Source organism: Priestia aryabhattai, from assembly GCF_023715685.1.
Classification (GTDB): Bacteria; Bacillota; Bacilli; order Bacillales; family Bacillaceae_H; genus Priestia; species Priestia aryabhattai_B.
The window spans coordinates 516,028-530,236 of record NZ_JAMBOQ010000003.1; the positions used below are offsets into that span (position 1 = coordinate 516,028).

A 14,209-nucleotide genomic window follows, 5' to 3' on the forward strand; every position below is an offset into this window, starting at 1 on the left:
TCGCTTTTTCTATTAGTTTTGTACTGTGATTTCGCTTGCTTCATTTAACGTTACGTTCACTGTAGATACATCGGCGTCATCTAACAGTAAATCTGTAATTCGATCTTCAAGCTGTTCTTGAATTGCTCGGCGGAGTGGTCTAGCACCAAATGCAGGGTGATAGCCAAGTTCAGCCAGTTTTTCTTTTACTTCAGCTGCTACGTGCAGCGTGATGTTTTGTTCTTGTAATGTTTCTTTCAATTCAGCAAGCATAAGGTCAACGATTTTAATCAAGTTATCTTTTTCAAGGTGATTAAATTCAATGATTGTATCAAATCGATTTAAAAACTCTGGTTTGAAATAAGATGAAAGTGAATCTAAAACGGATGCCTGCTTAAGTGCGTCATTTTCTGCATCAAACCCAACCGTAATTTTCTTTTCACCTACACCAGCGTTACTTGTCATAATGATAACCGTATCTTTGAAGCTTACTGTGCGACCTTGACTATCTGTTAGACGTCCGTCTTCTAAAATCTGCAAAAACATATGCTGAACGTCTGGATGAGCTTTTTCAATTTCATCTAGTAAGATGATAGAATAAGGATTACGGCGTACTTTCTCTGTTAATTGCCCTGCCTCTTCGTGACCTACGTAGCCAGGAGGTGAGCCGATTAATTTAGAAACCGCGTGTTTTTCCATGTATTCACTCATATCTAGACGAACCATTGCATCTTTTGAGCCGAATAGTTCTTCAGCTAATGTTTTGGTTAATTCTGTTTTACCGACACCTGTTGGGCCGACAAATAAGAATGAACCAATTGGGCGATGCTTCGCTTTTAATCCAGCGCGAGAACGTCGAATTGCTTTTGCTACTTTTTCTACAGCTTCCTGCTGTCCGATTACTTTTTGAGCTAAGTGCTCCGCTAAATGCTTCATTTTTGCTGATTCATTTTCTTGAAGTTTACCAACAGGGATACCCGTTTTCTTTTCAATAATTGCTTGAATGTCAGCAATATCCACATTCATTTTTTGCTGTGCTTCGTTCAATTGTTTTTCAAGAGCAGCTTCTTCATCGCGCAGTTTTGCCGCTACTTCATATTTTTCATTCTTTAACGCCTGCTCTTTTTCTTTTGTAATTTCTTTTAAGCGAGCGGCAGCGTCGTCTTTATTTGTAATGCCTGCCTGTAAATTCATTTTTGAGCCTGCTTCATCTAGCAAGTCAATTGCTTTATCAGGCAAGAAGCGATCTTGAATGTAGCGGTGTGATAAATTTACACAAGCGCGAATCGCTTCATCTGTATAGCTAACACCGTGATAATCTTCATATTTACTTTGAATTCCTTTTAGAATTTCAACGGCTTCTTCTACAGACGGTTCGTGAACCATAACCGGCTGGAAGCGTCGTTCAAGAGCCGCATCTTTTTCAATCGAACGGTACTCTTTTAAGGTTGTAGCTCCGACTACTTGAAGTTCACCTCGTGCAAGAGCAGGTTTTAAAATATTGCTTGCGTCCATTGAACCTTCCGCTGAACCAGCTCCTACAAGAAGGTGGATTTCATCGATAAATAAAATCACGTTTTTTCGCTGTTGAAGCTCAGAAATTAACTGTTTCATGCGCTCTTCAAATTGACCTCGCACGCCCGTATTAGCTACAAGAGATGCTACATCTAACAGATATACATCTTTATTTAACAGCTTGGCAGGAACTTTTCCTTCCGCGATTTTTAAAGCTAAACCTTCAACTACAGCTGTTTTACCAACACCAGGTTCTCCAATTAGCACCGGGTTGTTTTTGTTTCTTCTATTTAAAATTTCAATTACACGCTCTACTTCTTCTTCGCGACCAATAACAGGGTCAATTAATCCCGTTTTCGCAATTTGAGTTAAGTTTCGACCGAATTGATCTAAAAAGCCGCTGCCGCCATTTCCTTGCTGTGGCTGTTCCGGTGCAGCTTGTTCTTGTGAAAATTGCTTGAATAAATCATCGATATTCATAAAGCCGCCACCTCCAAAACCTGATGGGATTTTATGTTCTTTCATTAATGCTTGATAACATGTATGACATAAACGATATTGAGATTTTTGGTTGTTTGTTTGTACATTTAATTGAATAGATGCTTCACGTTTATTACAGTTTTGACAAATCATTTAATTAGCCTCCCTAAATGATTTTAATCGAAGATCAACAGGCGTTTGACCTTTCTTGACCTTTCGTAATTTCATTATACTTTGACCTTTTTTGACTTTCAAGTCTTTTGCTTAAAAAATTTTTGAGGGAAGTTCCTCGCTTATGTACAAAAGGTAGTACATTAAAATAAGATGTGTTTTATATGTACCCGTTCGATACATGTAAAAACATGAGAGGCATTTTGTACAATGATTTGCTTGGAGAGGGAACTAATATTAATAAGAAGAAAAGTGGAAAAATGAGTGCAGAGCTTACCGTGGGATAAAATAAATTATTGACAGCAAGAAGGATAAAAATTATACTCAAGAAGGTTTGCACTTAACTGCGTAAAAGCATAAAAGCGTTTAAGTGAAAAAGAAAGATAGAAAGGGAATACCTCATGAAAAAAGGAATTTCATTTATACAATCAATAGCGGTGGTTTTGGTGCTATTAGCTATTATTTTTGTTTCATTATTTACGTTAAAGCTGCCTCCTCATATTCCGCTGATATTTGGGGTAGCATTTATTAGTGTGATTGGCTTTTTGTTGAAATATAAGTGGACAGAAATGGAGAAGGGGATTTTAGACGGTGTTAGACTTGGCATTAAGCCTATCCTTATTTTAATGCTGATCGGGATGCTCATTGCTATTTGGATGGTAGGAGGGACGATACCGACGATTTTGTCCTACGGCTTCCACTGGATTTCACCGCAGTATTTTTTAATTAGTGCTTTGGTTATTACCGTATTAGTTTCAACATTCACGGGAAGTTCATTAACAACCGTCAGTACGGTAGGAGTCGCTTTATTTGGCGTGGGAACCGCTATTGGTGTACATCCAGGGCTAGCAGCAGGGATGATTGTTTCAGGAGCCGTGTTTGGAGATAAGATGTCTCCGTTGTCTGATACAACAAATTTTGCTTCTGGTATCGTTGAAGTGCCGCTTCCTAAACATATTCAGCACATTACGTGGACGACGGTTCCAAGTATTGTCATTACAGCAATCATTGCATTGGTAATTGGAATGAACGGAAATCAGGAAAGCGTCAATTACGGGGAAATTCAAGGAATTCAAGAAGCATTAAAACATACGTTTAATTTACACGTGTTAACTTTGCTTTCTCCACTCTTAGTTCTTATTTTTTCAATGAGAAGAGTCGATGTATTGCCAACGTTAGTTTTAGGTATTGTAACGGCAATCATTACAGGAATGATCACACAGCATGAATTTACGCTGAGTCAATTGCTAGGCGTTCTTCAAAGCGGACCGGTAGTAGAGTCAGGAAATAAAGTAGTCGATGCGATCGTGAACAAAGGCGGACTACAGTCCATGATGTTTTCTATTTCCCTTATTATGATTGCCTTGTCACTAGGTGGCTTGATGAGAGCAGTTGGAATTATTGATGCTTTATTAGAAGGATTAGCAAAACAAATTCGCCGCAGCGGAGACGTTATTTTTGCTACGCTTCTATCTTCAATTGGAGTTAACGTTATTACAGGAGAACAGTATTTATCGATTCTCTTGCCTGGGCAGACGTTTAAGCCGCTGTATGAAAAGTGGAATTTAGACCCGAAAAACTTATCACGAACGCTTGAAGACGGTGGAACGGTTATTAATGCTATTATTCCGTGGGGTGTCAGCGGTGCTTTTATTTCAACTGCATTAAATATTCCCGCGGCTGACTATATTCCATTTACATTCTTTAGCGTTCTCTGTCCTATCTTTTCAGTTATTTTAGCATATACAGGCATTGGTATTGCCAAGAAAAAAGCTCAGTCTTAACTGGGCTTTTTTTGTTGGAAAAAGGACAGGTAAAAAACGACAAAAAAAGTATCATTCCACTTTTCAAATCTATAATTTAATAATACAATTTACTATACGTCTTTCTTGTTAATGTATTTGTATGAATTCTTATTTTTTTACAGATGAAGAAATTTGGGTTTTGCGGTATGATAAATAAGCTGTATTGGCGATGGGATGAATGCCCTTTTTAGCAAACATTTAAGAAGGGTAAAGCCAAATGAAAACACTCATTATAAAAGAGAAAAGATATTTATTGAGGAGAGGGTTTCTGTTGAAAAAATGGGGCATCATTGCATTAATCACTGTAGCTGTGCTCGGTGTGACAGCGGTTTTCAACCGAGCTGAAAGTGATGATGTAAATAAAGAAAAATTGAATTTATTATCGCCTTATTCAAATAAAGTAGATGTATATAGCATTAGGTATCCTAGTGATAATTTAAAGATAAAAGGGTTTTTAGTGCAGCCTAAAGACATTGCAGACAAACATTATCCGCTTTTAGTATATAATCGCGGAGGAAATCGCGAACATGGCATGATTCGCGCAAAAACACTTCAGTACTTATCATATTGGGCAAGTAAAGGCTACGTCGTTGTTGCGACTCAATACAGGGGAAATGGCGGGAGTGAAGGAACAGAGACGTACGGCGGTAAAGATATTGACGACGTATTAAATCTTATTAAGTGGGGAGAACAGCTTCCCTATGTAAATCACCAGCAAAAGGTAGCGCTCGGATATTCACGCGGCGGTATGATGACGTATTTAACGATGAAAAACGGCGTTAAATTTGATGCAGTTGTCGTACAATCAGGTATTACAGACATGTTTCAATTCTACGATCAAAGAGGACCTGAAATGAAACAAGTGCTGCGCACAATTGTAGGGGATCCGGCACAATATCCAGAGAGGTATAAAAGTCGTTCTGTTGTCTATTGGAGCGACAAAGTAAATTCACCTCTTTTGATTTTGCAAGGTGATCATGATCGCAAAGTTCATCACACTCAGGCTGAAAAGCTTGTGAAACAACTAGATGAGCAAGGAAAAGAATATAAATATGTACTGTACAAAAACGGAGACCATCCGCTAACTGCTTATTATGATCAATATAACGCGGAAATTGATAAATGGTTTAAAATACATTTAGCTAAGCAGTAAAGAAATTGGAAGCAGTTTTGATGAATGAGAAAGAGCAGCTTGTTTTATCCTACTAGATGTAAGCACTATGAAAAGGGGATGAAGCAAAATGACTCAGTCTAAAAGTCAAAAAGAGCGTCAGTGGAACGTGCGAAAGCAATCACAAAACCCATCGCATGGAAAAGTAAAATCTTTTGAGGAATTATCAGAAGAAATCGCACCTAAACGTAAATAAGGTAACCTTTATATAAAGGAAGACACAAAAAAGGAGAGCTGAAGCTCTCCTTTTTCTATGTTTGTTTATGGATTTGTGGACCACATACCCGCAGATTTGATAAAAATACGCGGATGCAGTTTTAATTGTGCTACCATAATTTCTGCTAGGTCTTCAGGCTGCATAACTTTATCAGGATTGCCGTCCGTTAAGTTTTCTTTATACGCTAATTCCGTTGCTACTGTACTTGGTGTTAGAGCTGTTACACGAATATTGTGTTTGCGCACTTCTAACGCTAGAGATTCGGTTAAGCCGAGTACGCCAAATTTTGAAGCGCTGTAAGCACTTGTAACGGGAGCGCCTTTTTGGCCAGCCGTGGATGAAATATTGATGATGTCTCCACCATTTTTTTCGATTAATTGAGGTAGAACGGCGCGCGTTACGTAGTAAACGCCCATTAAATTTACATCAATGATTTGTTTCCACTCAGCTGGTTCTAACTCTAAAAAGCTTCCGAATTTACCGATTCCCGCATTGTTGATTAAGATATCTGTTGTCCCTAATTTTGTATGTAGATGCTCAACTGCGGCGTTTACTTCTTCCATAGAAGAAACGTCTGCTGTTGCATAAGCAACTTGTACATCAAATGCTTCTAGTTCAGAAGCAACAGCCTTTAAATCCGCTTCTGTACGAGCGATTAAACCGATATTTACGCCTTCTTTTGCTAATTCAATCGCAGTTGAACGACCGATGCCTTTTCCTGCTCCTGTGATAAGAGCTACTTTGCCTTTAAGTGATTGTGCCATGTATAGACTCCTTTCAATGTTCCACATAAACATCCTTCATATTAACGAAGAATTATTCATTACTATCCTATAGAAATGCACAAATGATGTCAAAAATAAAGATTATTAAAATCGCTTTAAGTATAAATTTCCTTTTCATACAAAAACTATAGAGAATAAAAAGAAGAAATTCCGTTTCTTTTCGTTCAATGTAGTGGAGGATGAACAATGCGTATAAAAAAACTATCTGAGTTAACGAATAAATCCAAACAGCGGAAAGAAAAAGCTGATGAATCTAAGGGCTCTAAGGAAACTAGTGCTTCTTCTACTCAGGAAGAGCAGAAATTATCGGAGAGGGTGGGAGATAATTTATCCCGCATGAAAAAAGCACTGGAACAGAGCACGGACTTAGTTGTAAGAGAGTTTAGAATTTCGATTGAAGAAAAATTCACTTTAGGTGTTGCTTACATCGACAGGTTAGTAAATAAAGATGAAGTTGAACACTATGCGCTGGACTCCATTATGCACTATCACGATGAACATTTAACACATTATGACGGCATTGCGGATGAACAAGTCATTCAAGAGGTAAAGGAGCGTCTTTCTAAAATTGATATAGACGGTACACCTTTTGTATTAATGGTTCCTGCACTATTTATTCAATTTTTTCAAGCTGCTGAAGATTATTACCAGCGCGCAGATATTAGTACATTGATTCGCTTAATGCGCTATATGGCATTTTTCTTAGCCCTTTTAACACCTTCTGCTTATATTGCTTTAACTACTTTTCATCAAGAGATGCTTCCTTTTGCTTTGTTAATTAGTATTGCAGCTCAAAGAGAAGGCGTCCCTTTTCCTGCTATTATTGAAGCGTTTATTATGGAAATCACGTTTGAAATTTTGCGAGAAGCGGGAGTTCGATTGCCTCGAGCAGTAGGTTCAGCTATTTCGATTGTTGGAGCACTCGTTTTAGGAGAAGCCGCCGTACAAGCGGGATTAGTCTCGCCTGCAATGGTTATCGTTGTATCCATCACCGCTATTAGTAACTTTGTGTCACCTGTGTATGATATGGCTATTGCAGTAAGGATGCTGCGCTTTACTTTAATGGTTTTAGCAGCTACTTTTGGCTTGTTCGGTATTATCCTGGGGTTAATTTTAATGATTTTACATTTATGCAGCTTAAGGTCATTTGGAGTCCCGTATATGACACCTATGGCTCCATTTGTAAAGCGTGATCAAAAGGATGTGATTAGACGTTCGATCAAAAAAATGAAAACAAGGCCAAAGCTTATTAACGAGAAGAATATTTCACGTCAAAAGACGCAAAAAAACTAAACTGTGGAAAGGTGGCCGTTTACTATGAAAGCATTTCTAATGCTATGTATCTGTTTATTACTATTAAGCGGCTGCTGGAGCAGTCGAGAGTTGAATGAGCTAGCCATTACGGTTGCTGTCGGAATTGATAAAGCAGAAGATGGCATTATTGTTACAGTTCAGTTGATTAACCCAGGTGATATTCAGGCAAAAACTCCTACAAACGGGCCTACTGTGACCACCTTTTCTATTAAGGCTTCTTCTGTAATGGAAGGGTTAAGAAAAATAACGACAAAATCCCCTCGGAAAATTTATCTTTCTCATTTGCGAATGCTAGTCATTAGCGAAAGCATGGCAGAAGACGGTATCGCTGAAGTGCTTGATTTCTTTGCCCGGGATCATGAAGTACGTACCGATTATTTTGTTGTTGTTGCTAAAAATACGAAAGCATCGAACGTGCTGAACGTATTAACAACAATCGGAAAAATACCGGCTAACCATATGTTTGCTTCATTAGACGTGTCACAGCGTATTTGGGCACCTACTAGAGGAGTGAAGTTAAATGAACTGATCAGTAACTTAACCAGTGAAGGGAAGCAGGCGGTGTTGTCAGGGGTATTGTTAAAAGGTAACGTGAAAAATGCAGGAGATATGTCCAGCATTTCTCGCACCAATCTTTCTACTCTGCTCAATTTCAAAGGATTAGGTGTCTTTCAAAATGATAAACTTATCGGCTGGTTTAATGAAGACGAAAGTAAAGGATACAATTATATTACAGGAAATGTAAAAAGTACATTGATTGTTATTCCATGTGAAAAGAAAGAAAAATAGCATGATATCATCGGAGTAGAAATGCTTCGAACGAATGTGAAGGTGACAGCTTCTATGAAAAATCATAAACCTCATATTCACGTTGATTTAAAAGGTGAAGCGAACGTAGCGGATGTAGAGTGTCAAGTGAATTTACAGGACCCAGCTGTAATTAATATGCTGGAACGAAAAACAGCAGCGGACGTAAAAGAAAAAATGAATGATGCGGTGGAAAAAGCTCAAAAAACTTATAAAAGCGATATCTTTGGTTTTGGAGAAGCGTTTTACAGACAAGATGTAAAGAGAGGGTACAAAATGAAAAGAGACTGGAACAGAATTTACGCGTCCGCAATTTTTTAAGTTTTCCTTTAGGTCTAATTATTACAGGCGTGGCGTATTACATTATTCCGAATACAGCATACCTCAATTATTTTGAAAAATATTATTGGCCGTTTTATTTATTTGTACTAAGTGTCTGTTTTCCATCATTATTTATTGCTCTTTCTTATATAAAGAAAAATAAGACAGCCAAAGGCGATAGAAGCCAACAAACATAGCATTATTTATACGCATGTGGTATAGTATACGATGACAATTCAAGAAGAAACGCCGTACACGTTTGTATATGTACGGGAGAGGTTCGAAAACTCCCTCTATAAAAAACTAAGATCATCGTTGATGACAAAAGACACGGTTTTAGCGTGTCTTCTTTCACGTGCTTTTCTACCAACACGTCTCTTTGACGTGTATGCTGGCGAGGGCGTGTATCTTAGTTGCTTTTTAGGGAGATTGCTGGAAAAGAGCAGTCTCTTTTTTGTGTTATAAAATTAGTCACAAAGGGAACGAACGGTTCAATAAAGTTTCTTCTTCTTTTGATTTCAATCAAAAAGGAGACGAACAATGATGATTAAAAATGAAAAAGCTATTGTTGTATTTAGTGGAGGTCAAGATAGTACAACATGTCTATTTTGGGCTTTGAAAAACTTTAAAGAAGTAGAAACGGTTACATTTCAATATGGTCAGCGTCATAGTCAAGAAATAGAGGTAGCAAAAGCTATTGCAGCTGATTTAGGTGTGAAGCACACCGTACTAGATATGTCACTTTTAAATCAATTAGCACCAAATGCATTAACGCGAGATGATATTGATATCGAGCAAAAAGAAGGAGAATTGCCTACCACGTTTGTGGATGGCCGCAATCTGTTATTTTTATCATTTGCAGCCGTACTGGCTAAGAACAGCGGAGGCCGTCATATCGTAACAGGCGTTTGTGAAACCGATTTTTCGGGATATCCAGACTGTCGAGATGTATTTGTGAAATCGTTAAACGTCACGCTTAATTTATCAATGGACTTTGAGTTTGTTATTCATACACCGCTCATGTGGATTGATAAAGCAGAAACGTGGGCTTTAGCTGATGAGTTAGGGGCGCTTGAGTATGTGCGTGAAAAAACATTAACGTGCTACAACGGTATTGTTGCTGATGGATGCGGTGAATGTCCCGCATGTCAATTGCGAAAACGTGGGTTAGATCAATACCTGCAAATAAAAGAAGGAGGAGAGAAATAATGCTGCAACAAATGTATCCTCAAGTATTTCATGACTATGAATATGAACTGAACAAAGATATGCAGTTTGCTGCGGCACATTTTGTTCCTCACACAGAAGCAGGAAAATGCCGTCAAGTCCATGGACATACGTATTTTGTTAACCTAACTGTTGCCGGAGATACATTAGACGAAGCAGGCTTTTTAGTAAACTTTGCGCTATTGAAAAAAATTGTTTCTGGTCAATTTGATCATACATTATTGAACGATCATTCTATCTTTAACGAAGAAAATCCAAATGATTTTCCTACAACTGAAGTTGTTGCTCGTAAAATTTATGAGTTGGTTCAAGAATATCTAGACACACTACCAAATAAGCCTTCTTGCGTACAAGTATTCGTGCGGGAAACGCCGACAAGTTACGTAGTTTACCGCCCAAAGAAGGTGAAAAAACGTGGCTAATACAATTCCAGTACTTGAAATATTCGGACCAACGATTCAAGGGGAAGGAATGGTTGTAGGACGTAAGACGATGTTTGTTCGTACCGCAGGCTGTGATTATTCGTGCAGCTGGTGTGATTCAGCTTTTACATGGGATGGATCGGCTAAAAATGATATTCGTCAACTAACAGCAGAACAAATTTGGACTGAGCTGAAAGAAATCGGTGGAGAGTGCTTTGATCACGTCACCATTTCTGGAGGAAACCCTGCGCTTATCAAGGCAATTGGTTCACTTATAGAGCTTTTGCACAGCCATGGGGTAAAAGCAGCTCTTGAAACACAGGGAAGCCGTTATCAGGATTGGTTTCTAAAGATCGATGATTTAACGATTTCTCCTAAGCCTCCAAGTTCATTAATGAAAACAAATTTCTCCGTATTAGACGATATTATAGAGACATTAATAAAGGAAAAACGCATGGAGCACATAAGCATAAAAGTCGTTGTATTTAATGATGAGGACTTTGAGTATGCAGCGTCCGTTCATGAACGTTATCCTGAGGTTCCGTTTTTTGTTCAAGTAGGCAACGAGGACTTAACGACAATCGATAATGCGTCGTTAACACAAGAATTGCTTAAAAAGTATGAGTGGTTAATCGATAAGGTCGTGGCAGCTAAAAACATGAATAATGTAAGAGTTCTGCCGCAGGTTCACGCCCTTGTTTGGGGAAATAAACGAGGTGTGTAAGCGCATAGCAAAAAATTTACAAAGAAAAATAAAAACAGATATATACAAAATAAAAAAACGCTGTTAGAATGACAATCGTAGAAAGAGAGGAAATGCAAATGAGCGGTCGAAAAGATGAAGAATTAGAAGGTGTATCACTCCTTGGAAATCAAGGAACAAACTATTTGTTTGAATATTCACCAGAGATTCTAGAAGCATTTGATAACAAACATCCAAATCGTGATTATTTTGTGAAATTCAACTGTCCAGAATTTACGAGCTTATGTCCAAAAACAGGTCAGCCGGATTTCGCAACCATTTATATTAGTTACATTCCAGATGAAAAAATGGTGGAAAGCAAGTCGTTAAAGCTTTATTTGTTCAGCTTCCGTAACCATGGAGATTTCCATGAAGACTGTATGAACATTATTATGAATGACTTAATTAAACTGATGAATCCAAGATATATTGAAGTATGGGGGAAATTCACACCACGCGGCGGCATTTCAATTGATCCATATACAAACTATGGCCGTCCCGGTACGAAATATGAAGAAATGGCTAATTATCGCCTAATGAATCATGATTTATACCCAGAAACAATTGATAATCGTTAATTCGAACAAACAGGTTGTGTATGCAACCTGTTTTCCATTGCAAAAACAACAGGTGAGAAGGTGAAAGAATGTCACAGAGATCAGCATTAGTATTAGGTGCAAGCGGACTTGTTGGTCAAGAACTTTTAAAAATGTTATTAAGCAACAGCTTATATAACCATGTGACAGTGTTTGTTCGAAAAAAGTTACCAATCGAACACACAAAGCTACGTCAGCTCGAAATAGATTTTTTAGAGCTTGATAAGCATGAAGAATGCTTTGCAGTTGATGATGTATATTGCTGTTTAGGCACGACAATGAAAAAAGCAAAAACAAAAGCGAGATTCATTAAAGTGGACTACGAATTTCCTTTAAAAGCGGCTAAATGTGCAGAAAAATATCGCTGCAAAAACTTTTTAACGATTACAGCAATTGGTGCTGATCTTCGTTCGCCATTCTTTTACAGTAAAGTAAAGGGGCAAGTAGAAGAAGATATCGCAAGCTTGTATATCCGTTCTACTCACTTTTTCCGCCCATCGTTATTATTAGGCAAGCGCCAAGAGTTTCGCCTATTTGAAAAGATTGGGGGATACACGTTAAAGTCGTGTTCATTTTGCCTTGTAGGAAAGTGGAGAAAGTATCGTCCAATTAAAGCGTATAACGTAGCCAAATCGATGATGAAAGCTGCACTTGAAGATAAATGTGGTGTTCATGTACATGAAAGCCAAGACATCTATACAGGTGAATGCTATTATTCGTTTACCAACGGCAAGCGCGTGTTATCAAAATAAAGAAAAGCCTCTTCATAAGAAGGGGCTTTTTTCTATCTTCCGTCAGCATCCGCATCACCATCACCATCGTGATCAGAAGCTGATTCACTCCAACTTGTGTAGGAGTTAGAATCTTCTTCTGCATAATTCATGGGCTCAACAGATGTTTTTTTATTTGAAGTCTGCTTTCGTTTACAAACGAACTGCACGATGAAAAAAAGAATGACAATAAGAGCAACTATAAACAATATAGTATCAAACATGCTAGTAATTCCTTTCGGTAAGAAGATAGAAGATAATAGTAGCTTTTTTATTGTCACACGAAAATAAGTCCCTTTCAAGAAAAAAGGGGCCTGTTTTTGTTTCTTTAAGGAAACTTTTTTTATCTTAGCCATATATTATTGTATGAAGAAACATTTTAGAAAAGAGGGAGTACAGTGAAAAAAAGTTCGAAGGATGTTAAGGTTCAACAGTATATTTACCTCATGTATAAGCTGGGGATTATTACAGAAGAACAGAAGAATCAATTTTTCCAAAATCAATAAAAAAGCAACCGCTTTTGCTTTCCGGTTGCTTTTTTCTCTTTACATAGCTGGATTAATAATGGTGTAATTTTTGTGGTTGACAACAGTTCGCTGTTCTAAATCTAAATCGCGGTAGTTTGTCATGTAAGTCAAATCAACAATCACGGAGTTTTCGTTTACTTTTTCTACAATGCCCTGTAATCCATTTTTAAATTCTATCAAGTTTCCTACCTCTGCTATTTTCATGATTCATCGCTCCTTTGTTTTAAATTAGTTCATTATGAATTTTTACAATAATTTTAATTTTTAAAATAGTAAAACTAGTTAGCGTTTTCTTTTTTACAATTTTGCCTTAAAACTGGGAATTAGTAAAGGGTTTTTTGAAAAAATATAAAATAAAATTGAAAAAATAAGTGAAATGTGCTGAGAAATAAAAGGAATTGGTAGCTTTAACGAAAGAGAGAAGCAGGACAGTTCCATCTTTGTTCATCTTTCGTTATAATAAACGGGGTATAATCTTGTCATAAATTATAAGAATTAGAAGGTGTAGAAATTGAAAGATACTGGACTCGTGCTCGAAGGAGGCGGTATGAGAGGCCTTTATACAACTGGAGTTTTAGATTACTTTATGGAAAGAAATCTGTACCTTCCGTATGTAATTGGCGTTTCAGCCGGCGCTTGTCATGCCACTTCCTATTTATCTAGACAAATAGGAAGAAGTCGCAAAGCTAATTTAGATTTTTTAGAGGATCCTCGCTACTTGTCGTGGAAAAATTATTTTAAAACAAAAGAGATATTTGGAATGGATTTCGTTTTTGATGAAATTCCTAATCAGCTTCTTCCATTTGACTTTGAGGCATTTGCCGAGCGTACAGAGAAGCTTGTAGTAGGGGCAACGGACTGCGTGACGGGAGAACCCGTTTATTTTGATAAGTATGACCGAGACATTTTGACAGCGGTTCGCGCTTCTAGTTCCCTTCCATTTTTAGCACCTGTCGTTACATATAAAGGAAAAGAGTTGTTAGACGGAGGAATCAGTGATCCGATTCCAATCAAAAAAGCAGTGCAGGATGGATATAGAAAAAATATTGTGGTGCTAACGCGAAACGAAGGATATCGAAAAAAGAAATCAAATATGCTTTGGTTATTGAAGCGCAAATATCGTCATTATGACGGGTTGACTCGTGCGCTTGAAAACCGCTATAAATTGTATAATGAAACATTGTCATATATTGAAGAACAAGAAAGACAAGGGAATATCTTTGTGATTCGTCCGCAAACCCCTCTTGTAGTAGGGCGAATTGAGAAGAATCGTGAGCGTCTCGACGCTCTTTATAACCAAGGATATAAAGAAGCTGAAGCTCAATTTGCATCTCTGCAAAATTGGCTGAACAGTTAAAAG

Annotated in this window: 14 protein-coding genes, 1 pseudogene and 1 riboswitch; of the genes and pseudogenes, 11 read left to right on the top strand and 4 right to left on the bottom strand. The window is 37.7% G+C overall.

Annotation, left to right across the window (positions count from 1 at the left end):
• Positions 1-12: 12 nt before the first annotated feature.
• Positions 13-2,127 (bottom strand): ATP-dependent Clp protease ATP-binding subunit, encoded by a 2,115-nt coding sequence (locus tag M3225_RS15705; RefSeq protein ID WP_251395221.1) that lies wholly within the window; start codon positions 2,125-2,127, stop codon positions 13-15.
• A 419-nt stretch (positions 2,128-2,546) separates the two neighbouring features.
• Here M3225_RS15705 and nhaC point away from each other — a divergent pair, with 419 nt between their 5' ends.
• The 3 genes from nhaC to M3225_RS15720 all read left to right on the top strand — a co-directional run bounded on the left by nhaC (position 2,547) and on the right by M3225_RS15720 (position 5,317).
• A complete protein-coding gene (nhaC, locus tag M3225_RS15710; RefSeq protein WP_251395223.1) occupies positions 2,547-3,929 on the top strand; it encodes a Na+/H+ antiporter NhaC in 1,383 nt (460 codons plus the stop codon).
• A gap of 292 nt (positions 3,930-4,221) precedes the next feature.
• Positions 4,222-5,103: an alpha/beta hydrolase family protein gene (locus tag M3225_RS15715; RefSeq protein WP_251395225.1), complete on the top strand. Its 882-nt coding sequence runs from the start codon at positions 4,222-4,224 to the stop codon at positions 5,101-5,103.
• 88 nt (positions 5,104-5,191) lie between these two features.
• The gene (locus tag M3225_RS15720) at positions 5,192-5,317 is read left to right on the top strand and encodes a DUF6254 family protein (RefSeq protein WP_235569145.1); all 126 of its coding nucleotides are present in this window, start codon (positions 5,192-5,194) and stop codon (positions 5,315-5,317) included.
• 65 nt (positions 5,318-5,382) lie between these two features.
• Here M3225_RS15720 and M3225_RS15725 read toward each other — a convergent pair whose 3' ends face one another.
• Positions 5,383-6,102: a 3-ketoacyl-ACP reductase gene (locus tag M3225_RS15725; RefSeq protein ID WP_251395227.1), complete on the bottom strand. Its 720-nt coding sequence runs from the start codon at positions 6,100-6,102 to the stop codon at positions 5,383-5,385.
• A gap of 207 nt (positions 6,103-6,309) precedes the next feature.
• Between M3225_RS15725 and M3225_RS15730 the strand changes: the two genes are divergently transcribed.
• From M3225_RS15730 to M3225_RS15760, 7 genes and pseudogenes are all read left to right on the top strand, one after another.
• Complete coding sequence (locus tag M3225_RS15730; protein WP_374109832.1) at positions 6,310-7,416, top strand: spore germination protein; 1,107 nt, start codon at positions 6,310-6,312, stop codon at positions 7,414-7,416.
• A gap of 24 nt (positions 7,417-7,440) precedes the next feature.
• Positions 7,441-8,565, top strand: a pseudogene (locus M3225_RS15735) (Ger(x)C family spore germination protein).
• 269 nt (positions 8,566-8,834) lie between these two features.
• Positions 8,835-8,878: riboswitch (PreQ1 riboswitch) on the top strand.
• A gap of 230 nt (positions 8,879-9,108) precedes the next feature.
• Entirely contained in the window at positions 9,109-9,774 is a 666-nt protein-coding gene (gene queC, locus M3225_RS15740) for a 7-cyano-7-deazaguanine synthase QueC (RefSeq protein ID WP_251396109.1), read from the top strand.
• Positions 9,774-10,214 (top strand): 6-carboxytetrahydropterin synthase QueD, encoded by a 441-nt coding sequence (gene queD / locus M3225_RS15745; protein WP_013055983.1) that lies wholly within the window; start codon positions 9,774-9,776, stop codon positions 10,212-10,214. The genes queC and queD overlap by 1 nt, the downstream gene beginning before the upstream one ends.
• On the top strand, positions 10,207-10,938 hold the full coding sequence (gene queE, locus M3225_RS15750; RefSeq protein ID WP_251395229.1) for a 7-carboxy-7-deazaguanine synthase QueE: 732 nt from the start codon (positions 10,207-10,209) through the stop codon (positions 10,936-10,938). The genes queD and queE overlap by 8 nt, the downstream gene beginning before the upstream one ends.
• A 98-nt stretch (positions 10,939-11,036) precedes the next feature.
• Complete coding sequence (queF, locus tag M3225_RS15755) at positions 11,037-11,534, top strand: preQ(1) synthase (RefSeq protein WP_013055985.1); 498 nt, start codon at positions 11,037-11,039, stop codon at positions 11,532-11,534.
• A gap of 68 nt (positions 11,535-11,602) precedes the next feature.
• Positions 11,603-12,304: an oxidoreductase gene (locus tag M3225_RS15760; protein ID WP_251395231.1), complete on the top strand. Its 702-nt coding sequence runs from the start codon at positions 11,603-11,605 to the stop codon at positions 12,302-12,304.
• Between the two features lie 32 nt (positions 12,305-12,336).
• Here the strand turns inward: M3225_RS15760 and M3225_RS15765 are convergent, their stop codons facing one another.
• Together M3225_RS15765 and M3225_RS15770 are read right to left on the bottom strand one after the other, a co-directional pair.
• The gene (locus M3225_RS15765; protein ID WP_251395233.1) at positions 12,337-12,546 is read right to left on the bottom strand and encodes a hypothetical protein; all 210 of its coding nucleotides are present in this window, start codon (positions 12,544-12,546) and stop codon (positions 12,337-12,339) included.
• A 321-nt stretch (positions 12,547-12,867) separates the two neighbouring features.
• Entirely contained in the window at positions 12,868-13,053 is a 186-nt protein-coding gene (locus tag M3225_RS15770) for a YkvS family protein (RefSeq protein WP_013055988.1), read from the bottom strand.
• A gap of 307 nt (positions 13,054-13,360) precedes the next feature.
• Here M3225_RS15770 and M3225_RS15775 point away from each other — a divergent pair, with 307 nt between their 5' ends.
• Positions 13,361-14,206, top strand: a complete 846-nt coding sequence (locus tag M3225_RS15775; protein WP_251395235.1) for a patatin-like phospholipase family protein — start codon at positions 13,361-13,363, stop codon at positions 14,204-14,206.
• The last annotated feature ends 3 nt before the right edge of the window (positions 14,207-14,209 follow it).

Excerpts from the sequence above, each read along its gene's own strand:
- M3225_RS15725 (WP_251395227.1), bottom strand. The coding sequence starts at position 6,102 with ATGGCACAATCACTTAAAGGCAAAGTAGCTCTTATCACAGGAGCAGGA.
- M3225_RS15705 (WP_251395221.1), bottom strand. The coding sequence starts at position 2,127 with ATGATTTGTCAAAACTGTAATAAACGTGAAGCATCTATTCAATTAAAT.
- M3225_RS15730 (WP_374109832.1), top strand. The coding sequence starts at position 6,310 with ATGCGTATAAAAAAACTATCTGAGTTAACGAATAAATCCAAACAGCGG.
- M3225_RS15720 (WP_235569145.1), top strand. The coding sequence starts at position 5,192 with ATGACTCAGTCTAAAAGTCAAAAAGAGCGTCAGTGGAACGTGCGAAAG.
- nhaC (WP_251395223.1), top strand. The coding sequence starts at position 2,547 with ATGAAAAAAGGAATTTCATTTATACAATCAATAGCGGTGGTTTTGGTG.
- M3225_RS15760 (WP_251395231.1), top strand. The coding sequence starts at position 11,603 with ATGTCACAGAGATCAGCATTAGTATTAGGTGCAAGCGGACTTGTTGGT.
- queD (WP_013055983.1), top strand. The coding sequence starts at position 9,774 with ATGCTGCAACAAATGTATCCTCAAGTATTTCATGACTATGAATATGAA.
- M3225_RS15765 (WP_251395233.1), bottom strand. The coding sequence starts at position 12,546 with ATGTTTGATACTATATTGTTTATAGTTGCTCTTATTGTCATTCTTTTT.
- queC (WP_251396109.1), top strand. The coding sequence starts at position 9,109 with ATGATTAAAAATGAAAAAGCTATTGTTGTATTTAGTGGAGGTCAAGAT.
- queF (WP_013055985.1), top strand. The coding sequence starts at position 11,037 with ATGAGCGGTCGAAAAGATGAAGAATTAGAAGGTGTATCACTCCTTGGA.
- M3225_RS15770 (WP_013055988.1), bottom strand. The coding sequence starts at position 13,053 with ATGAAAATAGCAGAGGTAGGAAACTTGATAGAATTTAAAAATGGATTA.